The following is a 23,013-nucleotide window of genomic DNA, read 5'->3' as shown; positions in this document are numbered from 1 at the left end:
TAATGAGAGCAGTTAAAAGCTCTCACTTTTCTAAACACAAAGTCGAGATTTTAAGCTTCAAACTTGTTGCTGCGCGGAAAACCGATGGGCGCGAGACGCCCGAGAGTGGCACGGCGGCCTTTCCACATCAACAGATCTTTCTCAGTTACCTTTTTGCCATTTCTAATCCAGCTTAATCCTTCTTCAGCTTTAAAGATCTTAATATCACTGAGATTACCTTGGCGGTATTTCTGCAGAATCACGCCGCGACCCCGGGATAGGCTCGGTACATCCGCAATCGGAAATACTAAGAGTTTTCTGTTTTCGCCAATACAGGCAACCATATCACCGGTGACTTCCATGCAACTTAAGGCTTTAGCGCCTTCATCGCCGAGGGTCATCACCTGTTTGCCTTGGCGGGTTTGGGCGATAACATCATCGGAGTTAACAATAAAGCCACGGGAATCGCTGGAGGTAAGTAAGAACTGTTTATTCTGGTCAGGCTTAATAACACATAAATTTAACATTTCTTCTGTGTTATCTAGCTCAATCATCATGCGGATGGGCTCACCATGACCGCGGCCACCTGGCAGTTTGTCGACGCCAATGGTGTAAAATTTTCCATTTGTGGCAAAGATTAAGATTTTATCGGTGGTCTCAGCCTGGATAATGGTGCCCATGGAGTCGCCTTCTTTATATTTAATGTCATCCGGGTTAACCGCATGGCCTTTAATACAGCGAATCCAGCCCATTTGTGAGCAAACCACCGTCACATCTTCGCGCTCAATTACCGCTTCAATCGGGATAACAATCGCTGACGGCGCCTCTTCTAGAGTTGTTCGGCGTTTCCCACTCACGGTGTCTAAGCTATACTTCTTCTCAATAGACTTAATGTCTGCTTTAATGCGTTTCCATTGTAAAGACTCGGTGGCCAACAATTTATACAGATCCTCCCGCTCTTTGCACAAATCTTCATGCTCTTTGCGGATCTCAATTTCTTGTAATTTACGCAAAGCCCGCAAGCGCATATTCAAAATCGCTTCAACCTGGTTATCAGTAAGGCCAAACTTTTCCACCATATAGGTTTTGGGTTCATCTTCTTCGCGGATAATACGAATCACTTCATCAATATTGAGATAAGCGATGAGATAGCCTTCCAAGATTTCAAGGCGAGCATTAATATGTTCAATACGATGGTTGGAGCGACGGACTAGAACTTCTTGGCGATGGGTGAGGAAGGCTTTTAAGACTTCTTTAAGCGACATCACCCGCGGCGTACGTCCACCATCAAGGACATTCATATTTAAGGAAAATCGCGCTTCCAGATCCGTTGCTTTAAATAAAGATTCCATTAAGACTTCGGGATCAACATTGCGGCTTTTAGGGACCAATACCACGCGAATGTCATCAGCCGATTCATCGCGGATATCGTCAAGAAGAGGAAGTTTTTTAGCAGTTAACAGTTCAGCGATTTTTTCAATTAGCTTGGATTTACTAACCTGATAGGGAATCTGTGTGACAATAATTTGAAAACTACCAGCTTTAAGCTGCTCAGTTTCCCACCGCGCTCGCATGCGGAAACTCCCGCGTCCCGTTTCATAAGAGCGTAGGATGGATTCAGGTGTTTCAACGAGAATGCCACCCGTAGGGAAATCCGGTCCAGGAATAAAACGCATCAGTTCAGCAACGGTACACCCCGGATGATCGATCATGTGCATCATCGCATGGCATAATTCGGCCAAGTTATGGGGGGGAATTGAGGTCGCCATACCCACTGCAATACCACTGGCACCGTTGGCTAAGATGTTAGGGAAAGCGGCGGGGAATACCAGCGGCTCGTCAGCTTCACCATCATAGGTGGGACGAAAATCGATGGCATTTTCTTCTATGCCTTCCATTAGCATCACGGCTAATTCAGTCAACCGCGCTTCAGTATAACGCATGGCCGCAGCATTATCGCCGTCAATATTACCAAAGTTACCTTGGCCATCAATTAAGGGATAACGCACAGAGAAATCTTGAGCCAATCGCACCAAAGCATCATAAATAGCTTGGTCACCGTGAGGATGGAACTTACCCATCACATCACCAACGACACGGGCTGATTTCTTGAAAGGGGTGTTGGGATTAAGCTTTAACTGTTGCATCGCATAAATCAGACGGCGGTGCACCGGTTTCAGGCCATCACGCACATCCGGTAAAGAGCGAGAAATAATCGTTGATAGCGCGTACGATAAGTAACGGTCCCCTAAAGCTTTTTCAAAAGGAACGTCATTGATAATTTCGGCAGATTTGGTCACGATTATTGCTCTATAGTTATGTCAATGTCATCCTTAGTATATGATAACATACCCCCCTGGAATCAATAGCCAACTTGAGAAATTCAAACGTTAAAGGTTTTTCCTTTTCCCGAAGAAAGCAGGAGGCAAGCAAGTACACGCTCCCAATCACTTGCTTTCCAAATACAGCCCAAGTTCAGTTTTAATCTTGACCCTATTCGAATTGGGATCATATTAGTGAAGTTAGCTCTTGCTTATGGAGCACTATTGTATTTCTATATAATTGTAATTACATAAAATAAAAAAATATTTATAATAAAATGAGGATAATTAGATGTGTAAAAAATATTTCTTCAATAAAACGTTCTCTATTGCTTTATTAAGTTCTTGCCTTATATCTATGGCAATTGGTGCCGATAAAGATGTAACAAATTCACAATCTTCTTCTTCCAGATCGTCCCAAACGGAAAATACCTTAAGTACTGGTCTTCTAGAAGGGGCGTTCACTGAAGCAACGAAATCACAAGTACTAAAAAAATATCCTGAGCTCTTTAAGGGAGAAGAGACTAAGTTACTGACTAGAGAAGACCAAACTCAGCTTTTTGACTTTCTAGAACAAGAAGCAAAAAAACAGGAAAATGCTTCGCAAAAAGCATACACACAGTTTAAACCTTACCCATTTTTAACTCCCTACGCTGAGAAAATCATTGCTTATCTGTCAGAACTTGATTTCTCAGGCAAGACCATAATCATTAGCGATCTTAAACGTTATATAGAAACTCAACAAGTTTCTATTCACGCTCTTTTAATCACTTTACTTCGAGCCCAAGCCTCCATGAGTGAGAAAACTGAGGAAGAATCAGATCTCTATTGCCATTTACCTCGCCCAGCTGAAGAACTTATTGATGGTATATTAATCAATGAGGCTTGGAGATCAGATATCCAAGCCTATGCTCAAATTGATAAATTTCATTATCCTACCCCTAAGAAATCTTTTGATGATCTTTATATTGATGTTATTAATTCAAATTTTGACTATGAGGTTTATCAGGATCTCTATAACGCCCTTGAAGCGGCTTTACCTCAACAGATTTATTTCACTGTTCTCGGAATTAATTATTTCGGACTGCATTATATGATTGAAAGCTTATTGGCTGACCGCTTTCTCATTGCTATTCCAAAGCCCAATCAGAGCCGAAGCGCTCATGGCGTTAACATGTCCCCGCTCGGGTTTACCGTTCATGACTATTTACATTACAAAATAGATTATCGTCGTCGTGCCTTACACCAGTATGCGATTGAGTTGCTGAATAAAGCTGATGAGAACGGGATCGATTATGAGAAAGCAATCCCTATTATTGCGACTCGGGTTGCCCATCATTATCAAATCTTGAATAGTAGCTTGGCTGCCTTACTTAGCTCTATTGATTCCCAAGCAGTCTCAGATAAAATTTCCAAAGAAGACTACCGCACCCTTCTAAGTGGTTTCTTCTGGATTTTGCATGAAACACCGACAGCGTTTATGGATACCTTCAAACATGTAAGGTTCGAGGATATTTTAGATCATATTAAAAACCAGTCTCATTCTAACCTCGATAGCCACTCCGCGTGGGAGAATCCTTTTGATTTGCTAGAAACCTCTCCGATTGATGGAACGACTGTTTTAACAGATGCTATGATCATTGAGAAAATCTCAGGGAATCTTGAGGAGAGTGAAGAATATCTAACAAATTATGCATATGTTTACCCGGATAACATTGATAAAATAAAACATGGCAAAGTAATACGAAGTAAACGTTTTATCGATGTCATTTTAACACTGAAAACAGGGAAAAAAATCTATTATTCTATTCCAACGCTGTATCATAAATATACGAATGCTCTGAGCAATCTTAAAAGCTTAAAATGGGCCGGAGAAGAATGGTCAGCTCCTCCGCTTCCAGTAGAACCGATTCATGCTAGAGAAATTGCACTCGAAACTATTGCAATTATTAACACTAAATTAAAAGAAAATGTTGAGTCATTCTTTGGGACATCTTTAATAGCTCTACCTGAGTATGGGCATCCTACATTCGGCAAGATAGGGGATTGGTATCATACCCAGTATACCTCTATGTTGAATAACTATGAAAAAGCTTTAAAAGAATAAAGTTTAATAGAAAAAGATATCCTTAATATTTCTTACATATTAAAGCATGACAAAATAAGTTTTGGGCAGGTCTATGATTCCTGCCCGAAGCCGTTTCTTCTGGGATACCCATTATTTATTAACCCTAAAGGAGTTTATTATGTCCCACTTACTTCCCTCTATAATAGTTGATTGGGAGTTTGAAGTGTATATAACCTTAAAAATAACTTTCTTCTCCTCATATTTTTCCAGAGCTTAGGACCCATTGCACTTAAAGCCTAATAAGGATAACTGCAGCTAGTAAGACTTAGGAAGATAGAGTTTTGTAATGAAGAGTTATGCCTGAAAGTGTTGCTTTAGCAGGTTGATTATTTTGCACTGTACACACTGATATTGACGCTATCGATTTAGCTGCCGTAATCTTAAAGAAATGAGGCATGAGCGAAGGGTAGGGACTATAGAAAGCGGAAACGTTTGATCAAGCTGGCTTTGACCTTCCACTCACTGAAGAGCGCTAAGGCAACCTTTAAAGAGGCGTAGGGCATTGTTTGCCTTTATTTAAAGAGATCGAGCATCCTAGAGCACAGTGACATTCTTGAGCTATTAAATTCTCTGCCTCTGAGATTTTGAAAATGAGATCGGCTATAAGAGAATCTTATTTCTTGATCATGGAGCGGAGTTGGCAGCTTAAATACTTTGAAAACTTTTGGAGCCTACAGATTTAAAAAATGCCTTACCTCGTATCCTATATAGAAAAGAGATAGAGAAAAAGAAATAGGTCATGCCTATTTGCAATTCTAGTTAAGTTTTTCTAAATTTAGACAACAGGAACTAAATTAATTGGAGAGCTATGCATGAAGTTTAAAGTGGCGAGATATGGTCGCCTGGTTACCTTACTATTATTATTAGCCGGTATTAGGGCAATGGAGGCACCGGAACATAGCCGGCAAGAGTCAGCAACTTCTATACAGCAACAATTAATTGAGCTCAATGATCTGCTTATGGCGGGCATTTTTACTATTAATCAGGCTATGCAGAATGATGCTGTTATTAGGCAGCTCAATGAAAATCTTCACAATAAAGAAACGGTACTGCTTTTGAAATCTGACGCCTTCACGGCCAGCATTGAACAAATGTCGAGCGAAATTTGCCAGCTTATTAATAAGACTCACCTCAAATTTCTTATTGACCAGAACGAAATGCTTGTCAGTAATCTGCTAGCGATTGATAAGAAGGTTAAGCGTCTTCACCACGATCTAAGAGAAGAAGAGGACGCATTTACTGGCTCTGACTGGCGACTTTATGAGGAATTAACTCATAAAGCCTATATATTGCGTAAATTCTTAGATAAGCCTTATGTTGCTAAACGGCCGAAGGACAAAAAATCGATGAAGCTTGGACAGGAAAGAAAGCCTGAACTTCAGCAATCGCAGCAAGCAAAGTCTTCTTGGCGCTCCAAGTTAGTCAAGCCCTGGACAATTATGCGTCGAAAGAAAAGTGACAGAGAAGAGTGATAAGGGTAATGGCAGCTGCATAAAAAGACGAGCAGGATTAACTAGCCACTTTTAAAGCCTAACTGTTACTATGAGGGCAGAGATTAGAGGAGATTAGCATGCTTATAAAGAATGAATGGACTCGTAAAACTTTAGAAAAAATATTACGGCTTTCATTGCTAAGCACGTTATCAGTCGCTTTAGCTTCAGCACCAAGTTTCGACTGTAAAAAGGCAAAAACTGTGGTGGAGAAAGAAATATGTAACAATCCGCATCTGGCTTCTCTCGATAAGATACTGCACTCAATCTATGGTATAGCTTTGAAAGAGAGATTCAATAATGAAAAATAAAGCATGAGCAACAAGAGTGGCTGCAACAGCGCCCTGAAGACGCTTCTGTTTTAGAAGATTATTACGCTAAAAGAATTCATACACTTGTGGCTGATCCCAGCCTTCTTCAACCTTTTCTTAAGGATTTCTTTGCCAAGTATGATAAGGAAATTCGTCATTTTACCCATGATGCAAAGCATTTATTTGATGCAATTCCTAACGATTATATTCCTTTACAGCTGACTTTTCTAATTGATGGTTATACGACTTTTTTCTTGCCAACGTTTAAGACTCCGGATTTGCAAGACGGCTATATCTATGTTACCGCACGTTTATCCTCTGCTATTTATAACCTTTCAGACACCGATTATATTTTCGTTTATGGCCATGCAGCGGGCGCGCATAATAACGAATATAGTGTCTGGTTAATCAAGCACCAAAAAGACGGCTATAAAATAATAAATTTACCAATTCCTAAATATGATCCAGAGACTCAGACAATAAACCAGAAAGGTATGGTGCTAGGACAGTTTGCTTTTGATCCTGTTAAGAAGGTTTTATACCGTTACACGAAAGGGTATGGGCCAGGTAAATGTTCAAAAGAGTATTATTATCAGGTCAAAGGTGAAAAGTTAATCCTTTTAAATCAAAGAAGTACAAAAGATAATTATCAGGAAGATTATGAATTAACCTATACTGACGCAGATTGGGTAACGGATTATTCCAGTTATAAAGCAGAAGTCGATAAAGTTACAGAAACCTCGCCCCGATTGTTATACGTGAAATCCCAGCAGGAATAAGGATGCTGAATGATTGCCAGCATATTGTCAGCCTTTATTTTCCACATCCTTCAAGAGTAGGTCTATACGCTCAATAAAAGCTCGCTTATTATAGGTCACTCTCTATAAGATCAGCAACTAAAGGCAGGGATTTCTCCCTACCTTTGCTGTATTTGCAAGTTGAGAGAACTCACCAAAAAATGCTATTTTTGTAATATTTTTTCTATTTCAGCCTTAACTGTAGCATGAGCATCTTTTTCAAATATCTCCCTCTCTTCTTCGTTTTTTGATATGCCCCACGGATTATCGCGCATATGGACAATCTTTTGGAAGGTTGCAGCAATATAAGTTTTTCCTTCACTCTCAACTTTCTTATGTAAATCACAGAGAACGATAACTGATAGCTCGTGATTTTGATGCAGGGCAAAACTTCCATCAGCATAAGTTGCTGCTTCACGGGAATACGCATTGAGGACAAGGGTTCCTACTTTGCCCGACTGTGATTGACGGAGACGGTGAAAGCGAGTGTTAAAGGTATAGCCGGTTGCTTTAGTGCGATCAAAAAGCCCTTGAGCAATCGATTGAGGCAGACTTTGCAGATCAGTACCAGGGAACTGGACTTGTAAACCAAATCCTACCGGGGACAATTTAGGAGTAGATGCTTGGACCACCACATAAGGGGCTTCTGTTGCAGAGACTGGTACTGCAAGCAAGGATAAAAAGCAAAGAATTAAGTTAGTGATGCTCTTCATTAAGGGTTCTCCTCATTAATATTATTAAAGTTTTTAAAACTGACTCATCTGATTAGATACCGACGCCCATAATATAGAAAAATTATAATAAATTTATATTTAGACTGTATGTTCTTTTAAGATGATAAGTTCTTTTGAAGTAAATAATATATTTACACCTATTTGCAAGAGAGAAATAACTAAAATCTACCTGTCAGGAAAGAAACGATTAACTGCCACCACAGGCTTTTATAATTCGTTCTTGGTTTTATTGATCTTTAGTTTATTAAGCATCGAGCAGATGATAAATATTCCTAATCAATCTCTACTCTGTCAAAAATAGCACCAAGCATTAAGCCAGGCACCTTCTTTCTAACGAGAGCTCTTCTATGATCGGGATGTACTTTCACTAAAGTAACAATCGTTCAATCTTCATAAATATATGGAGCTACAGATTAAGTAATAACCTATCATAATATAGATGTTAGAGGCTTTTTTTACCCCGGGAAAATTATAAGTTATATCATTTAGCAATAAAAGCGATCACCATTATTATTGATAATAATAAGGGAGGGCAGGAGCTAAATATATCGAGGGGATGATAGAATCTCTCAATCCTTAATAAAATGTATGGCCATACCAGTGAATAAAATTCTTTAGCTGGGTTGGTTGTTTGTTAATAAGAGGAGGAGTTTTGTGATATGATGGAGGATATTTGCGAAGTATGTAACAAGCCGGCTACAGTAGGGACACAAGTGGTGATGAATGGGTGGCCACGGCAGATGGAATTATGTGATACCCATTATTTTCAACTTGTGGATCGTTATAGCAAGGCAAAATCACCTTTAAGCTCTCTTTCTAGCAAGGAGCTAAACATCTTTGACGGTCTCTTTGATGAGAATTTCTTTCCCAGTCCTTTTAGCAAGAGATGCACACGAGCAACCATAGAAGAGAAGGGGGCTGCTATTCTGTCTGGGAATCGAGCAGGCGCCTCAGTCGGTCAGTTAGAAGATAATTTAAATGAACAGCTGAGCACAGAGGCTGAAAAAGTATTACAGGCGGCTGCCTATATGGCCAGGGAAGCAGGGCGCCATAAAATTGATGCTGAGCATCTCCTTTACGCTCTAATAGGCAATGATATTGCCCATATTATTTTTGAACAATTCAAGCTCTCAGTTGACAGGTTAAAGCGTCAGCTTGAAGCGCAGGCCTGTCACAATCGCTCAACAAAAAATTGAGATCTGCAAAATAGCGGGAATCTTTGTCTTAAAGACGCCCTATTTAAAGCTGTTTAGGGCAGCCATCGCTTGGATATTGTAAAATTAATCCTGAGCGTTTGCTTGCTGGTCTTGCAGAAGTAGGTTAAGAGAGAACAGTAGTATTCTTGGGAGGGAACAAAATTGCTCGGGTGAAGGAGGTGAGCACCATTAACCGCTTCTTTAAAAGATTGGAAGACGCTTCGGGAGGGGATTAGCTTTAAGAGAGAAAAAAAGCGGAAGGGGGACAGTGGTAAAACCTTGTTCTCGGTTTAGGGTAAAATCTTGCAAATTTATAGAGAGGCATTATTTTTCCTTATAAACCCTAGCAGGGATGAATTGAGAAGCGTAATGAATACCTCTTAAGGAGTAACGGCTAATTAATCAGTTTTTAAGCTATTAGTACTAGATAAAACGAGCAGAAGTTTTACCTGGATAAGAAAATACTTTAGAAAGATTATCTAGATGAGGTTAGGAGAAAATATCTCTGTAAAGAAGTAGGTCATATTTGTAGTTTATTGTTTTATATTTAATAAATCTGAATAAAGCGTCAAACATATAATAATAACAAGTTAACCTCAGCTTCTCAGTCTTAATAATTAAATTTAATTGTTTTAAGAATGGGAAGAAAGAGAGTCACCGTGAAGATAGGATTCTCAACTTTACTGAAGACACCTGCAATAGGCAGATTATCCTAATGCATAAAATGCAGGAGAAGGAAATAAATTCCTTACAATTAGAATGAAGGAGGTATAGCATGCGAAAACACTTACAAAATACTTCTCATTATAACAATATTTCCTATATGAACAGCGCTTCCTCCTTAGAAGCAAATTGGTGGGCATTTGCTATACGTGGTCTTCTTTCTTTGATTTTTGGAAGTTTAGCTATTTGTATGCCCGTGACGACCGTAGTGGCAATGACGATTATCTTCGGGGCCTACTCGATCGTAGATGGTGCGGTTTCTCTTATCTCCGGCATTAACCGACTGACCAAAGATAAACGATGGGGCGCTTTAGTCTTAAACGGCGTAATTGGGATTTTATTTGGCTTGACGGTGCTGATTATGCCGCAGCTTGCCTCTCTAAGTATTGCGGTTTTCTTTGGAGCCATGACAGCAATCTGGTCTATTGCGACAGGCCTTGGCCAAATTAATGCTGGTCTCCGTTTGCGACGCGAAATTCCCCATGAGGGATTACTGGCCTTAAATGGCACCGTGTCCACAATCTTAGGAATCCTTATCCTAGTGCTAGTGTGGGTTAAGCCGCTTATTAGTTTAATAACACTAGGATGGCTTATTGGTGCTAATTTTATCGCATCAGGGATCATCTTATCCCTTCTAGCTTTTAAGCTACACAATCTAACCAACAATTTATTACATCCCCGAGAAAGTTTTGCCGATCATTCATAGATAAAGATCAGCAGCTTCAACTCCATAAGATAAATCTAATAATAGGGAACTTGCTATGGTACATATCAAATCCATCTTTAAAGGCATAATAGCCAACGGACAAGCGCTTAATATTGGACTAAATCTAGTTATTTATATCTCGGCAGCTTATGCTTCTCATCCCCCGTCACTTCCCGCGAGTGCTCAAGCCTCCATTTCACAGAGTACCGTTCAGGAACGTGAACGCCAGCGTCAGAAGGTAGAAGAGAAGGCTCAGAAAATGCTTGTGCCTAATGCTGCAACAGCTATCAAAGAAACTCGATCTGCGATAGAGGAACTGCACCAAGCGCACCATCAGGAAGCTTTAGAGGCGATTGAGCGGGCTATTGGGAAACTTGACGTCCTATTAGCTAACCATCCGGAAGAAGCTTGGCTGCCCGCCGATTTTAGTGTTGAAGTCATCGATTTAGCCCCCATCGATATTGAAACAATTAAGGAGATCAGCAAAACTGCAAAGAAGGCGGTAAGGCATAAGGATTATCCAGATGGCCGCTTATTCCTTAGTATCTTACGAAGCGAAATTCATATCCGTAACTATTCTTTGCCCTTAGCGATTTATTCTAGAGCCCTTAAAAAAGCAGCATCTCTATTGGAGGAGAAAAAAGCCAATGAATCGAAAGCAGTACTCTTAAGAGCCCTTAATACCTTAATTATTATTGACCAAATTATCCCACTTCCTTTAATTAACGCTGATGTTATGCTGCATCAGGCGGAAAGGGAACAGGAAAAGGATAAAAGTACAGCGCTGAACTTGATAGCTAATGCCCGTCACGAACTGGAGAGAGCAAAGGAACTGGGCTATATTAATAAGATTAAAGATTCTCAGTATGAGAGTTTAGACAGGGCTGTCCATGACTTAGAAAAGCGGCTTAAACGGAATAAAAGTATTACAGCTGTGATGAAAAAGTTAATAGGTAAGCTTAGAGTCTTTCTTAAGGATTACTATGAAGAAAAGAGACAATCTTTCCATAAACTCGAACCTTAACATCATTCACGATAAAGTCTTAAGGATTGAGATGCTTAAGTTAGTAAGAGAGAGGCTTATTTCCGTACAAATAAGTACTCAATCATAATATTCAAGGGGAAGGGCAATTATTTCTCTTGCAACTGCCTTTCAACTTCTTGATGGTAATCTATGGTAATTACAGGTCCATATTTCTTGATAAGCTCAGGAAGCTTATAAGCAAAACTCCCTGCCGAGACTCTTTCGTAATATGGATGTCATGCAGATTTTTGAAAAAATTATTATTGGTGCTCAAAACAGCATTGGTTGCTGCTGCATCTTAGCCAAAGGCACCGGCAGAGCCATCTCATCAATTTTATAGAAAAGTTCTTCGCTGAGCTCAGTATCCTTTCCGCAATTTTATAGGGAGCTTCTAAGGATCAAAGCAGTTCTGCGTTTGAGAAACAGCTCAGAAAGGGAGGTTAAAGGTGGCAATTTTGCAAAGTTCGCCGTATTTTAAGGCAAAACCTTGCAAGATTACCGGCAAATAGGGCTTACTTAATTTATTTCTTTCAGTATCAGAATAAATACTTTAGCATGACTAGCTAGCGTGAGCGTCTTATTTAAAGGCGTTTAAAGATAAGACTGGTATTAATTCCGCCAAAAGCAAAGTTATTACTCATCAAATAGTCGATTTCAAGCGGCCGGCCTTCACCCATAACGTAATCAAGCGGGGCGCAGCGGCTATCAACTTGTTTAAGGTTTGCCGTGGGGGCGAACCAACCCTGACGCATCATCTCTATTCCCAGCCAAGCTTCCATCGCGCCACAGGCTCCTAGCGTGTGCCCAAAATAGCTCTTCAAGGAATGGATCGGCGTTTTTTCACCGAATACAGCGTTCGTTGCCAGGGTCTCAATAATATCGCCATATTCAGTAGCAGTTCCATGGCCATTGATAAAACCAATATCACTCGAACTAATCTTGGCATCGTCAAGAGCCATCTGTAATGCTACCTCAATGGTTGGCGCTGATGGCTGAGTGACATGATTGCCATCCAGATTGGTGGCAAAGCCCGCGACTTCTGCCAGAATTGGTGCGCCTCGAGCTACCGCATGATTATACTCTTCCAGGATTAAGGTTGTAGCTCCCTCGCCAATGACCAGGCCGTCACGAGACACATCATAAGGGCTCGGTGTTGCGTCAGGGGTGGTGTTACGGATACTGGTGGCATAGAGGGTATCAAAAACAGCGGCCATCGAGGGACACAGTTCTTCAGCACCCCCCACAACCATTATATCTTGCATGCCATAACGGATAGCTTCCATGCCATAACCAATGGCTAAGCTGCCAGAAGTACACGCCGTCGAGGTCGGGATAATGCGTCCTTTAATCCCAAAAAACAGGCCAATATTGACGGCAGTAGTATGGCTCATCATGCGGATATAGCTCGTCGCCGTCACTTTTTTTAAACTGCGGTGAAAGAGAAGATCACAAAAACCTTCAATGGGGGCGGTGCTTCCAAAACTTGAGCCGTAAGCAATACCCAGACGTCCGGATTGAACCAACGGGTCGCCTAAAAGATTAGCTGCTTCTAGAGCCTTCTCTGTTGTGTAGGTTGCGTACAAAGCCACAGGTCCCATGCCGCGGGTTGCTTTACGCGACCAACGGTTCTCCAAGTCCAACCCGAGAATAGGGGCGCCCAGCTGAGTGTTCATATTCTCGATATCACTCCATTCAGCCATATGACGGACCCCAGTTTTCCCGGATCGCATGTTTTGCTCAATCTCTTTCCAGCTATGACCTAACGAGGTAATGCCGGCCATTCCTGTAACGACAACGCGACGCATTAGATCAGCCCTCCATTTACAGAGATAACTTGTCGGGTAATGTAGCCCGCTTCTTCACTTAAAAGGAACTTGATCACACTTGCTACTTCTTCGGGTTGCCCGAGCCGCTGCATCGGGATCATCGGTAAAATGTGGTCAAGCGGAATGTCTTCGGTCATTGTGGTCTCAATAACACCCGGCGCCACACAATTCACCGTTATATTGCGTTTGGCAAGCTCGAGAGCTAAGGCCTTGGTGGCGCCAATAATCCCCGCTTTAGCAGCACTGTAGTTAACTTGGCCTCTATTGCCGGCTAGTCCTGAGACCGAGGATAACGTGATAATGCGCCCCGGCTGACGTCGTCTTACCATGGGCATCACCACTGGTTTTAAGACATTATAAAACCCATCAAGATTGGTATGAATCACTTGATCCCAGTCACCTTCTTCTAAAGCTGGAAAAGCATTGTCTTTCGCAATACCTGCATTCAAAACAACGCCGTAATAAGTCCCGTGCTCTGCCATATCGGTTTCTAAGGCTAAGCGACAAGCTTCACGATCGGCAATGTCAAAGCAAATAAGGCGACCCGTAGCTCCGGCTTGGTTGACAAGATTTAAGGTTGCCTCAGCTCCGGCTTTGTCTTTGACATAGTGGACAATGACTTCATAACTCGCTTCGGCAGCCTTGATTGCGATGGCTTTGCCAATGCCTTTACTGGCGCCTGTTATCAATATCGATTTACTAGATGACATAAAAAAATTCCTCTCAGACTACTCTCATTGTTGAGCTAAAAAATCAGAACCATTTTGGGGCTGGAAAACATTTAAGATGGCATGGGCAACGCGTTGGTTGTCAATTTCAACCCAACATTCAAAGCAAGCGATTTCGCCATCACTATATTTGGGGCAGCCATAGATATCTAATGTCGCTCCCCTTAAAAAGGTGGGAATTTCTAGGGTAAGTTTACGGGTGCCCAAAAGGAAGCCAATAGCTACCTCTTTATCTTGTTGGCGCCTTATTAGTCCATTCCATACCCCCACTGTTTGTGCCATATATTCGATTGCAATATAAGCGGGAACGCCTTGCTGGGCGAAAAAGGGCACGTCTTTATGGATGCTAAGGCGGGTGTGAATAAAGTCCTCTCGATAACAGATAACCTTATCAACCAGAACCATCGGCGGTTTATGGGGTAACAGATCAGCAACTGGAATATCTATAAATTGTGTATCCATTTTTATCATCTTCTCTAGCTTTTTATTCATCAAAACCTTTGCTAAGGATCACACTGACATTGCTGCCGCCAAAGGCAAACGAATTACTCATTAAGGCAATCGGCTTATCTGTTATGGTGGCGCGTTCACCCACTTTTACCAAGTGAAGGGGCGCCAACTCTGGGTCTCTTTCTCCATCCCAGATATGGGGCGGCAAGGGAAGGGAGCCTTTCTCTTCACTGGCTAAGGCAAGCCATAGGATGGCGGCTTCTAAAGCCCCAGCTGCTCCCAGTGTATGACCCGTAAGTCCTTTAGTAGAACTACAAGGCAACTGATTTCCGAAAATCCTCGCAATGCATCTGCTTTCCATAGCATCATTTAAAGGGGTTCCCGTTCCATGGAGATTGATATAAGAGATATCTGTCGCATCTAAAGCTGCCATTTTCAAGGCGTCCCTTATGGCAACTTCGGCACCATTCCCGTCTGGGTCAGGCGAGCTGATGTGATAAGCATCTGAGCTTTCGCCATAACCAATAAGTTCAACTAGGGGCTCAGACGATAAGGGATCGCGGGTCATCAAGAATACTGCGGCGCCTTCGCCAATGGTTATGCCTTGGCGATTCTTACTGAAAGGGTGGCATATTTTCTCCGATAGAAGCTCTAAGGAATCGAAGCCATTTAGTGTTAAACTACACACCGTATCAGCGCCGCCGGTGATGACAGCATCACAAATACCAGCATTGATTAAGCGTTTAGCCGAACACAGGGCTTTACTACTTGAGGAGCAGGCTGTGGAAATTGTATAAGCAGGCCCCCCTAACTTTAAAAAGCGTGCGGCAAAGGTAGAGAGGCTTGCCACTTCTTGCTGAGTGTAAAGATAATTAGCTGGCCATTCGCCAGTATGCTGTTTGTGACAAAACCCTTGTTCTCCCTCCAACATCCCTGAGGTGCTGGTACCCAGAACCACCCCAATGCGGTGCGAACCATATAAAGCTTTAGCTTGGTCGACATAAGGGATAATTTCATCCAATGCCAGCTGCAAAAGGGCATTATTGCGTGAACGCAACTCTTGAAATTCTGCACCTATCTCCGGTACCTCAAAGGGGACGCGACCCACAGGAACTTCTTTACCTGAAAGCAGAGACACTTTCATATGAATTGGTGACTCTTTAATGCTAAATAAAGCTTTGTTGACCGCTTGTTTACCTAACCCCAAAGGGCAAGCAATCCCGAGGGCGGGTAGGAACGTCCGTGTAGCTGAAGAATTGATAGGTTTCATGAAAGGGGCACCGTTTGTATTTCAAGCTTATAACCGGCTTGAGGGTTATTAATGACAATCATTTGCCATAGAGCTCCGACAGGCTGGGTGCCTTCAATTTTTCTTAATAGGATTGCTTGGCTTTTAACTGTTCGCATCAAGCTTTGAGAAGACTTGTCTTCTTCAGTCGTGGCTCCTATCAGATGAGAGTTCAACTGGGCCAAAGCGGAATGAACTAACAGGAAATCAGCAATGATATTTTCTGGCTTTAAAGCCGGCGGGATCTTATCCGAGGTCGTCCAGTTAAGGCTGCCCGGTTCCCAGGTTAGCTGGTATAAACGACCATACAGATCATTAAAAGCAACGAGAGAGAGTCTTTTATTCTCAAAGCTTACATGGACGGAAAACTTATAGTCCTGGCCTTGGATCGTAGCTTTAACTTGCTGCAGATAGGTGCCGTGGTCAGGTAAAAGCCAAGTGGAGTCCAGTTTTAGATAAGCGTTCTCGCTGACAGGAACCTCAGAGAGCTGTTCTTGCAGCCCATTAGATTGCTGCAAATTTTCCGGCGTTGATACACAGCCAGGCAGCATTAAGAGCGCTTGTCCAAGAAGTGCCAACAGTGAGATAAACTGAATCTTAGGGCTTAATTTAAAAGTCTTCATTTTGAGTGAGATCCTTTAGCCAGCAAAATAGTGGTCATGATAAAACAAATAGTAATTCCCAGCGAAACTGCAACTCCAAAATCATGGGGGGCAGCTGTTTTACTGAAAGCAAGCAGTCCAAAAGAGAAAAGGGTGGTAAAAGCGGCTAAAGCATTGCCGAGTAATAACAGGTTGCCACTGGTAGCTGAGCTGTTTTCTTGAGGCTTAAAACGCAGGAATAGAGAGTAATCAATGCCAATGCAGAGTACTAATATAAGGCCTAGCGTATGAAACAGCGTCAAGGGAATTTGGCACAGGCCCAACAGTCCAACTGTGGTAAGAATAGCAAGGCCCACGGGGGTGACAGTTGAGAGCATGGCTTTTCCTCCTTCACGCAGTCCTACGACAGCAGCAATGCTCAGGAAAATCGCGAGGACTAATCCCATAAAAGTATAGCGATAAGTAGCTAATAATTGAGTATACTCTGCGATAGGGTCAATATAGGTGACACCTTTATGCCTTTGGGCGAGGGCTTGAAGGGGCTGAGCGCTGCGGACATCGTTGACCATAATTCTACCTTTGACTGTTCCCTGGGGCAAGACATGAATAAGATGCTGCCAGCCTTCGGGAAGCTTAGTTATGCGATTCTGATCAAGTAAGAGGAGGGGAGAGTCTAGCCCCCATTCTTTTAAGGTGATCATTGGCTCAATTGCTAAAGCTTGAGCGAGAGAAGGCCAATACACCCGGTAGAGATTTTGCTCGATGAGTCGACGATTATGACGCTGGCGGGCAGCCGAGGAAATAAGGTGACAAAGGCTGCGATAGCCAGCTATAACTTTATCTTGTTGTAGCTGAGTTAGCTCTTCTTCCATGGCTTCCAATTGTTGCAATATTTGCTCGGGTTCAGCTGCTTCCACGCTGAAAAAGGTGGCGGCTGTTTCGTGCTGCATTAAAGCTTTAATCTGGTCTTCTTCTGCTTTTAATTTAACGTTAAGGGATTGAAGATGTCTGATGTCGTCATCAAATTCGAGAAATAAGCTGCCGCTCCCAGAGATGGTTAAAGCTGCAATAGGTAATGCCCGCTTGAAGGAAGGGGAGCTGCCCATGCTGGCTAACTTTTCTAGAAAGTTCTGAAAATATAGAGCAGGAAGCGGGGTATCATGCAATAAGGGCTTAATAACATACGGCCCAAACAAGCAAACACTCATAAAAGCAAAAATTAAGCCACTGCAGGCTAAAACTGACATCTGTTGAATACCCGGAAAAGGCACTAGAAATAGTAAGCCATAGCCTAAAGCTGAGGATAATACACCCAAGGGCAGGGCAGGCATTAAACTTTTTAAGACGCCAAAGCGGTTTTGCGTTGCAGGGATCTGTTGTCGATAACTGGCGCAGCAATAATGTAAAGCATAGTCAACGGTAACCCCCACGAGGGTGCATCCGAAAACCAACGCAATAATATGGATGCTGCCGAATACGGCAAAACAAGCAAAGATACCCCCAATAACGCCGCTGGCAATGATAAGCAGAGCAAAGATAAGCGGGATAACCGAGCGAAAAAAGGTTAATAGCAGCAGGACAATGGCTGCAGTTGAAATAATACTTATCAAATAAATTTCAAAGTTAGCTTGTTTATAACCCTCAGCCGCATAGAAAACTACCCCTGTTTTTAAAACTTTCACCTGATACTGCTGGCGCAGATGGTCGAGAATAGGAATTAGTTGATCCGAAATGCTTTCTAAGGCCGGCAAGGAAAAGCTTGATTCACGGAAGTTGGCTTGATAGAGGGACCAAGTGTGCGTCGACGTTGCAATAGATAAGTCCCCATTTTCATCCGCTTGAAAGTTGAGATTGAACTGAATAGACCGAATAAAGCTGGAATAAAGAGAAAAGGGATCTTCTTTAATATTGACACCACCCAGCACAGAAAAAGGTTGCATGAGAGTGGCCATTGCTCGCTTGGCTAAGTTTTCCTCTTGGCCGTTTAACAGCGACAATCGGTCTTGATTTGACAAGAATCCCGCCCGATAAGGATAAAGTTCTTTAAAGAAATGGTGATATTGTTCTGCAACCAAGCTGGTATCCGCCTCTTTGAGAGCTAGATCAGCAGCGAACAGGCGTTGGCGGAGCTCATTAAGGGCGGCTTTAGCTATTGCTGGATCGGGGTGGCCTAATAAAATTATTACTCGCTTCGATAAGTTGATATCTTCCATGAAAAGCTTGATATCTGTCATAGCCTCTGTACGGCTTGCTGGCAGCAGAGCTAAAAGATCATGCTGTATTTTGCCCGGGGTAGAAAGTTTCTGGTAATCATAGATAGCTAAGGCTAACAGACTTATCAACCAAGCCATACTGAGGATAGCATGGAAGCGATATCGGATCTTATTCATTAAATAATCTCCGCATCGGCGCGTTAATCACCTTATTTACGTCTTGAGAATTAATGAGAGTATGCTGTGTTAAGGTGATTTCATCTTTATCAGCGTTAGGGCGATTTATAGTAATGCCGGTGATATAATTTCCGCCCTCTACAATAATAGAAGAGATAAAAGATTTTATATTTTGGGGTGGCAAGAGCCTTACTTTCCATTGGCTCGGTGTTGAGACGGCTAAAGGTTCTACTTTAAACTGTTCAATATCTTCAAAGGAGCCATTTAAGATATGAGAGATCAGGTCTAACAGGACCTTTTGATTATGATTGCTTTGATTGGCTGTTAATGACGTTTTTTGGCCATCTTCAACTTGAAAAATCCCCTGAGCAGTTAATAAGATGGTGTTCGCGAATGGCTCAACTGTGTTCCAAAGTAAGCCTTTGCCGTTCCAAAGAACAATGTTACCCGTCGATTTTATTGGTTGGGGTATGCCTGATAGATAGCGTTTTTGGGTAAACTTAGCTTTTAACATCCCACCCTTAGGGAGATGGGTTAAGACAGTCTTAAAGTCTGCCGTCGCAGGCGCAACAGTCACAAGGGTTAGAATAAGCAATATATAACGGTATAAAAGCTTTCTCATTGTATTGGTCCTTGTATTGTTCCTTCAACTCTTTCGATTAAGAGGGGAGGAGATCTGAACTCCAATTCCGAGGTGCTCTGATTGATCGCTACCTGTGTGGTAGATCCCTTAGTTAAAAGCTGATTAGTCTGGTCATCATAAATTTTATAGCCAATCTTTAAGCGATTTTCATATTCAAGCAGGGTTGCTTCAATTCTGATGCGTTGATGTAAGCGTAAAGGGCGAATATATTTAATGTGAACATCCACAATAGGCCACATATAGCCTGACTCTTGCATTTCACCATAATTATAATTCACCTTATTTAGCAGCTCAGAGCGAGCCGCCTCAAAATACCGCAAATAATTGCCATGCCAGACCACGTTCATCGGATCGAGATCATTAAATTGGATAACAATTACCTGCGAAGCTGTCAATAAGGGAATCATTTTGCTGCTCCATATAAAGCCCAGCGGCGGTTCTGAATTTTATCGAGCAGGGCGCGCAAATAGGACTCTAAAGGTTGATCCTCGGCGATAAACGGAATGTCATCATTAACCATATCCAGGAATAAACACATATCCGAGGAATAATTCTGCCGTCCAAGGGCGCCTTCCTGCTGACGGAGGCGTAGCGCTTGTACAGCGGCGATCAGCTGCGCCACGGCCACTTGCTCAGACAGCTGGAGTACCCGTAATGCATCGCGAGCGGCAATCGTTCCCATACTTACCTTATCTTGATTGTGGCTTTCGGTTGAGCGTGAGAAAACGCTCGCGGGCATTGTATTCTTTAAGGCTTCAGCCGTCCAGGCCGAGGCGCCTATTTGTAGAGCTTTAAGGCCATGATTGATGGGGGCTCTTGTCCCGTGAGCGCCAGAAAGATTTGCTGGCAAGCCATTATTAAATTTAGGATCGACCAAAGTTGCCATTTGCCGATCTAGCAGGTCAGCAATATTAGCGACCAAGTTCTTCAAACTATCCATAACAAAGGCAATATGGCCGCCGTAAAAATGGCCGCCATGTAAAATGCTGCTCTCTTGCTCATTCTCGGCTAAGTGTATTAAAGGATTATCATTCGCTGAATTGATTTCTGTTTCAATCAGCTTTTTAAAGACGGGCAGCATATCTTCTAAGACCCCAATGATATGCGGCGCACAGCGGGTAGAATAACGATCTTGTAAGCGCCCAATTGGAAAATCTTGGGGCGCATTTTCCAAATCTGAACGGATATAGGCGGCAATATGCGATTGGCCTACATGCGGTTTGGCGGCAAATAAGTAAGCATTAAAATGCTGAGGATTGCCTTTAAGCGCCAAAGAAGTCATCGCGGTGAGGCGAGCTGAGAGACGAGCCAGATATTTAGCGCGGCAAAAAGCTTCTGTTGCTAAGCCTGTCATAACAGCTGTCCCGTTCATGATGGCTAAGGCCTCTTTTGGCTGCAATTTATAAGCTTGAATTTCCAGCTCTTGATAAACCTCAGCGGTTGCGCGCCGTTTTCCTTGGTACCAGACATCTCGTTCGCCGACAATGACAGCCGCCACATAGGATAACGGCGTCAAGTCCCCACTCGCCCCCACCGATCCTTCACTAGGAATGACGGGGAGAATATCATGATGCAATAACATTTCTAGTCTTTCCAACAGGTCAACTGTTACGCCTGAAAACCCTTGGCAAAGCGAAATAAGTCTGACGGCGAGAACGGCTCTCGTTTGCGGCAAAGAGAGGAAATCTCCCAGCCCGCAGCCATGGAACCGCGTTAAATGTAAGGGTAATTCTTCAACCTGAGCTAACGGTACGGCTCTGACACAGTTATCACCGTAGCCGGTGGTAACACCATAAATACAGCCGTCGGCTTGAAACTTTTCCTTTAAAAATTGTGCGCCCTTAGTAATATGAGCTCGAAAATTTTCATCCTGAGAGAGAACCAATCTTGCTTCTCGACGTGCGATCAGATCAATCTCTTCGATGGTTATCATTCGGTCAAGGCCGACTTCAATAAGTGATTGTTTATTCATGGTTTCCCCCTTCGATGTTACATATCTGGGGATCCTGTTTCCAAAAGTCAAAGAAATTAAACCACTGATATGGATAATTTTTACACTGACCCTCTAAATAATGGGCATAGCGTTGTACATAACCTGTCAGATCGTCTGCCCGCGTATGGCGGTTAAGGGTGACTTTCTCAGCAAAAAGGTCAAGGTGAACACGGTAATGGTGGTCTTGGCGAACGGCAATAGCAGTGTAAACAGGGCATTCGAGTAAAGCAGCTAAAATATAAGGACCCTGGGAAAAGGGGGCCCGATGGCCCAGAAAAGAGGCATAACTCAACCGTTGAGAGTTGTTAACAGGAATACGATCGCCGGCGATAATGACCCAGTCCCCTTTAGCGATTTGCTCTTTTAAATAAATTATTGTCTCCGGCCCCATCTGCGTCACTTCAATAATATTGATTGTAGATAAGGGATTAAACGCTTTCAGGAGTTGATGAAACCGTTGGGAATTCTTTTGATGGAGTAGGACATGCAGGCGATTTCTATGCTCAGGCACAGAAGTTGCCCGGCAAAATTCCATATTGCCTAAATGGCTAACCAGCAACATGCCTCCCTGGCCACTGGCCATTATCTGGGAAAGGCGGTCTTGGCTATCAGGATCAATGGCATCGACACGGCTAGGGCTGGCCCAGGCCGCAAATTTATCCAGTGCCATATCAAAGAAAGCCATAAAATGCTTAAACCCATTCCAGAACGATGCCTTAGAAGGTTGCTTATTATAAGCTGCGAGACGCTCAAAGAAGAGCTTTGATGCATGCCTTTGGGTTTGGCTGGTAAGATAAAAATAAAAAACAACGGGAGCGCCGATAAGCCGAGACACTTTTTTCCCCAATAACCGGTAGCACCAGGCAAAGAAAAACAATCCTAGCAAGGAGCCTCTCTCAGCTAAGCTGGACCAATAGACCGCATTCGTGGGTAAATATAAATTTTTATAGTTGGGCCGCTTGAAGATAATATGGTGTAAGTTTCTGAGCATCGCAAAGAACAGACGCGTATGCATCTTGGTAATGCGCCAGTTATCCCGAAAAACATCAAAGTTAGAAAGATTGCCTTGGGGATAAGAGACGGCAACCGGACTCATGATCACCGGGGTGCCTTGCCAAAATAGTCGTACCATAATCTCAGTATCGAAATCCATGCGCATGCCAATGTGGTAGGCATTCATGACAGCCAAGCTGGCCGAAACAGGGTAAATCCGAAAGCCACACATACTATCAGAGATGCGTAAGGATAAGGTCTCAATCCAAACCCAAATATGAGTAAACCATCGGCCAATCTTACGAGCCAGCGGAATAGATTGATCATAGATAGGCTGACCACTGATAAGGGCGTGAGGATTGCGCTGCGATAATTCTAAAAATTGAGGCAGATCTTTTAATGAATGTTGACCATCCGCATCGATTTGAAAGGCATGGGTGTAGCCTGCTTGTGCGGCGGCCTTAAAACCGGCGTAAACTGCCTTGCCTTTTCCTTGATTGTCCTCCAAGTGAATCAGGTGGATGTTCGGCATTTGTTGCGCGAGGATTTGCAAAGCTTCTTGGATGTCTGGGCGACTGCCGTCATTAATAATAAAAGTTTCTAACCCAAGCCTTGAGAGTCTTTGGAGAATTCCTGGTAAAGCAGAGTAATGGTTAAAGGTTGGAATAATAGCACAGATCTTATAAGCCAT

The 23,013-nt window shown here is 42.7% G+C and carries 19 protein-coding genes; 7 read left to right on the top strand and 12 right to left on the bottom strand.

The window, feature by feature from the left end:
- Positions 1 to 50: 50 nt before the first annotated feature.
- Positions 51 to 2,279 carry a DNA topoisomerase IV subunit A gene (gene parC / locus HMO_RS0102835; protein ID WP_010298493.1) on the bottom strand — a complete coding sequence of 743 codons (2,229 nt, stop codon included), beginning with the start codon at positions 2,277 to 2,279 and terminating at the stop codon, positions 51 to 53.
- Positions 2,280 to 2,592: 313 nt separating this feature from the next.
- Between parC and HMO_RS0102830 the strand changes: the two genes are divergently transcribed.
- The 4 genes from HMO_RS0102830 (at position 2,593) to HMO_RS0102810 (ending at position 7,008) form a co-directional block, all read left to right on the top strand.
- Positions 2,593 to 4,407 carry a hypothetical protein gene (locus HMO_RS0102830; RefSeq protein ID WP_010298492.1) on the top strand — a complete coding sequence of 605 codons (1,815 nt, stop codon included), beginning with the start codon at positions 2,593 to 2,595 and terminating at the stop codon, positions 4,405 to 4,407.
- 833 nt (positions 4,408 to 5,240) lie between these two features.
- Positions 5,241 to 5,900, top strand: coding sequence for a hypothetical protein (locus HMO_RS0102820; RefSeq protein WP_010298490.1), 660 nt, complete (start codon positions 5,241 to 5,243; stop codon positions 5,898 to 5,900).
- Positions 5,901 to 5,998: 98 nt separating this feature from the next.
- Positions 5,999 to 6,229, top strand: a complete 231-nt coding sequence (locus HMO_RS0102815; protein ID WP_010298486.1) for a lysozyme inhibitor LprI family protein — start codon at positions 5,999 to 6,001, stop codon at positions 6,227 to 6,229.
- An 86-nt stretch (positions 6,230 to 6,315) separates the two neighbouring features.
- Positions 6,316 to 7,008 carry a hypothetical protein gene (locus HMO_RS0102810; RefSeq protein WP_010298485.1) on the top strand — a complete coding sequence of 231 codons (693 nt, stop codon included), beginning with the start codon at positions 6,316 to 6,318 and terminating at the stop codon, positions 7,006 to 7,008.
- A 182-nt stretch (positions 7,009 to 7,190) separates the two neighbouring features.
- Here the strand turns inward: HMO_RS0102810 and HMO_RS0102805 are convergent, their stop codons facing one another.
- On the bottom strand, positions 7,191 to 7,739 hold the full coding sequence (locus HMO_RS0102805; protein WP_010298483.1) for a hypothetical protein: 549 nt from the start codon (positions 7,737 to 7,739) through the stop codon (positions 7,191 to 7,193).
- Between the two features lie 680 nt (positions 7,740 to 8,419).
- Between HMO_RS0102805 and HMO_RS0102800 the strand changes: the two genes are divergently transcribed.
- From HMO_RS0102800 to HMO_RS13550, 3 genes are all read left to right on the top strand, one after another.
- Positions 8,420 to 8,956: a Clp protease N-terminal domain-containing protein gene (locus tag HMO_RS0102800; protein ID WP_010298481.1), complete on the top strand. Its 537-nt coding sequence runs from the start codon at positions 8,420 to 8,422 to the stop codon at positions 8,954 to 8,956.
- 775 nt (positions 8,957 to 9,731) lie between these two features.
- Positions 9,732 to 10,385 (top strand): HdeD family acid-resistance protein, encoded by a 654-nt coding sequence (locus HMO_RS13555; protein ID WP_010298479.1) that lies wholly within the window; start codon positions 9,732 to 9,734, stop codon positions 10,383 to 10,385.
- A 55-nt stretch (positions 10,386 to 10,440) separates the two neighbouring features.
- The gene (locus HMO_RS13550) at positions 10,441 to 11,409 is read left to right on the top strand and encodes a YfdX family protein (RefSeq protein ID WP_010298477.1); all 969 of its coding nucleotides are present in this window, start codon (positions 10,441 to 10,443) and stop codon (positions 11,407 to 11,409) included.
- A 581-nt stretch (positions 11,410 to 11,990) separates the two neighbouring features.
- Here the strand turns inward: HMO_RS13550 and HMO_RS0102780 are convergent.
- Genes HMO_RS0102780 through HMO_RS0102735 form a run of 10 tightly spaced genes read right to left on the bottom strand, consistent with a single transcriptional unit; the run spans position 11,991 to position 23,013 of the window.
- Positions 11,991 to 13,214 (bottom strand): beta-ketoacyl-ACP synthase, encoded by a 1,224-nt coding sequence (locus HMO_RS0102780; protein WP_010298473.1) that lies wholly within the window; start codon positions 13,212 to 13,214, stop codon positions 11,991 to 11,993.
- On the bottom strand, positions 13,214 to 13,945 hold the full coding sequence (locus tag HMO_RS0102775; RefSeq protein ID WP_010298469.1) for a 3-ketoacyl-ACP reductase FabG2: 732 nt from the start codon (positions 13,943 to 13,945) through the stop codon (positions 13,214 to 13,216). Before HMO_RS0102775 ends, HMO_RS0102780 begins: the two co-directional genes overlap by 1 nt.
- A gap of 24 nt (positions 13,946 to 13,969) precedes the next feature.
- A complete protein-coding gene (locus HMO_RS0102770) occupies positions 13,970 to 14,425 on the bottom strand; it encodes a hotdog family protein (RefSeq protein WP_139016806.1) in 456 nt (151 codons plus the stop codon).
- Between the two features lie 22 nt (positions 14,426 to 14,447).
- Complete coding sequence (locus HMO_RS0102765) at positions 14,448 to 15,683, bottom strand: beta-ketoacyl-ACP synthase (RefSeq protein WP_010298466.1); 1,236 nt, start codon at positions 15,681 to 15,683, stop codon at positions 14,448 to 14,450.
- Positions 15,680 to 16,324 (bottom strand): DUF3261 domain-containing protein, encoded by a 645-nt coding sequence (locus HMO_RS0102760; RefSeq protein WP_010298464.1) that lies wholly within the window; start codon positions 16,322 to 16,324, stop codon positions 15,680 to 15,682. The genes HMO_RS0102765 and HMO_RS0102760 overlap by 4 nt, the downstream gene beginning before the upstream one ends.
- Positions 16,321 to 18,693, bottom strand: coding sequence for an MMPL family transporter (locus tag HMO_RS0102755; protein ID WP_010298462.1), 2,373 nt, complete (start codon positions 18,691 to 18,693; stop codon positions 16,321 to 16,323). Before HMO_RS0102755 ends, HMO_RS0102760 begins: the two co-directional genes overlap by 4 nt.
- Positions 18,686 to 19,315, bottom strand: coding sequence for a LolA family protein (locus tag HMO_RS0102750; RefSeq protein ID WP_010298459.1), 630 nt, complete (start codon positions 19,313 to 19,315; stop codon positions 18,686 to 18,688). The genes HMO_RS0102755 and HMO_RS0102750 overlap by 8 nt, the downstream gene beginning before the upstream one ends.
- Positions 19,312 to 19,743, bottom strand: coding sequence for an acyl-CoA thioesterase (locus tag HMO_RS0102745; RefSeq protein WP_010298458.1), 432 nt, complete (start codon positions 19,741 to 19,743; stop codon positions 19,312 to 19,314). Before HMO_RS0102745 ends, HMO_RS0102750 begins: the two co-directional genes overlap by 4 nt.
- Positions 19,740 to 21,308 (bottom strand): HAL/PAL/TAL family ammonia-lyase, encoded by a 1,569-nt coding sequence (locus tag HMO_RS0102740; protein WP_010298457.1) that lies wholly within the window; start codon positions 21,306 to 21,308, stop codon positions 19,740 to 19,742. The genes HMO_RS0102745 and HMO_RS0102740 overlap by 4 nt, the downstream gene beginning before the upstream one ends.
- Positions 21,301 to 23,013, bottom strand: a complete 1,713-nt coding sequence (locus HMO_RS0102735) for a glycosyltransferase family 2 protein (protein WP_010298456.1) — start codon at positions 23,011 to 23,013, stop codon at positions 21,301 to 21,303. The genes HMO_RS0102740 and HMO_RS0102735 overlap by 8 nt, the downstream gene beginning before the upstream one ends.

The sequence above is a fragment of the Candidatus Odyssella thessalonicensis L13 genome, assembly GCF_000190415.1.
In the GTDB taxonomy this organism is placed as follows: domain Bacteria; phylum Pseudomonadota; class Alphaproteobacteria; order Paracaedibacterales; family Paracaedibacteraceae; genus Paracaedibacter; species Paracaedibacter thessalonicensis.
The sequence above is the reverse complement of the archived record's forward strand: the minus strand, read 5'-3'. Positions and strand labels throughout refer to the sequence as shown.

What these genes read in the sequence shown, in the direction of transcription:
- HMO_RS0102750 (WP_010298459.1), bottom strand. Translation starts at nt 19,315, where the DNA reads ATGAGAAAGCTTTTATACCGTTATATATTGCTTATTCTAACCCTTGTG.
- HMO_RS0102780 (WP_010298473.1), bottom strand. Translation starts at nt 13,214, where the DNA reads ATGCGTCGCGTTGTCGTTACAGGAATGGCCGGCATTACCTCGTTAGGT.
- HMO_RS13550 (WP_010298477.1), top strand. Translation starts at nt 10,441, where the DNA reads ATGGTACATATCAAATCCATCTTTAAAGGCATAATAGCCAACGGACAA.
- HMO_RS13555 (WP_010298479.1), top strand. Translation starts at nt 9,732, where the DNA reads ATGCGAAAACACTTACAAAATACTTCTCATTATAACAATATTTCCTAT.
- HMO_RS0102740 (WP_010298457.1), bottom strand. Translation starts at nt 21,308, where the DNA reads ATGAATAAACAATCACTTATTGAAGTCGGCCTTGACCGAATGATAACC.
- HMO_RS0102805 (WP_010298483.1), bottom strand. Translation starts at nt 7,739, where the DNA reads ATGAAGAGCATCACTAACTTAATTCTTTGCTTTTTATCCTTGCTTGCA.
- HMO_RS0102815 (WP_010298486.1), top strand. Translation starts at nt 5,999, where the DNA reads ATGCTTATAAAGAATGAATGGACTCGTAAAACTTTAGAAAAAATATTA.
- HMO_RS0102820 (WP_010298490.1), top strand. Translation starts at nt 5,241, where the DNA reads ATGAAGTTTAAAGTGGCGAGATATGGTCGCCTGGTTACCTTACTATTA.
- HMO_RS0102775 (WP_010298469.1), bottom strand. Translation starts at nt 13,945, where the DNA reads ATGTCATCTAGTAAATCGATATTGATAACAGGCGCCAGTAAAGGCATT.
- HMO_RS0102765 (WP_010298466.1), bottom strand. Translation starts at nt 15,683, where the DNA reads ATGAAACCTATCAATTCTTCAGCTACACGGACGTTCCTACCCGCCCTC.
- HMO_RS0102735 (WP_010298456.1), bottom strand. Translation starts at nt 23,013, where the DNA reads ATGGCTTATAAGATCTGTGCTATTATTCCAACCTTTAACCATTACTCT.
- HMO_RS0102755 (WP_010298462.1), bottom strand. Translation starts at nt 18,693, where the DNA reads ATGAATAAGATCCGATATCGCTTCCATGCTATCCTCAGTATGGCTTGG.
- HMO_RS0102800 (WP_010298481.1), top strand. Translation starts at nt 8,420, where the DNA reads ATGATGGAGGATATTTGCGAAGTATGTAACAAGCCGGCTACAGTAGGG.
- HMO_RS0102760 (WP_010298464.1), bottom strand. Translation starts at nt 16,324, where the DNA reads ATGAAGACTTTTAAATTAAGCCCTAAGATTCAGTTTATCTCACTGTTG.
- HMO_RS0102770 (WP_139016806.1), bottom strand. Translation starts at nt 14,425, where the DNA reads ATGGATACACAATTTATAGATATTCCAGTTGCTGATCTGTTACCCCAT.
- HMO_RS0102830 (WP_010298492.1), top strand. Translation starts at nt 2,593, where the DNA reads ATGTGTAAAAAATATTTCTTCAATAAAACGTTCTCTATTGCTTTATTA.
- HMO_RS0102745 (WP_010298458.1), bottom strand. Translation starts at nt 19,743, where the DNA reads ATGATTCCCTTATTGACAGCTTCGCAGGTAATTGTTATCCAATTTAAT.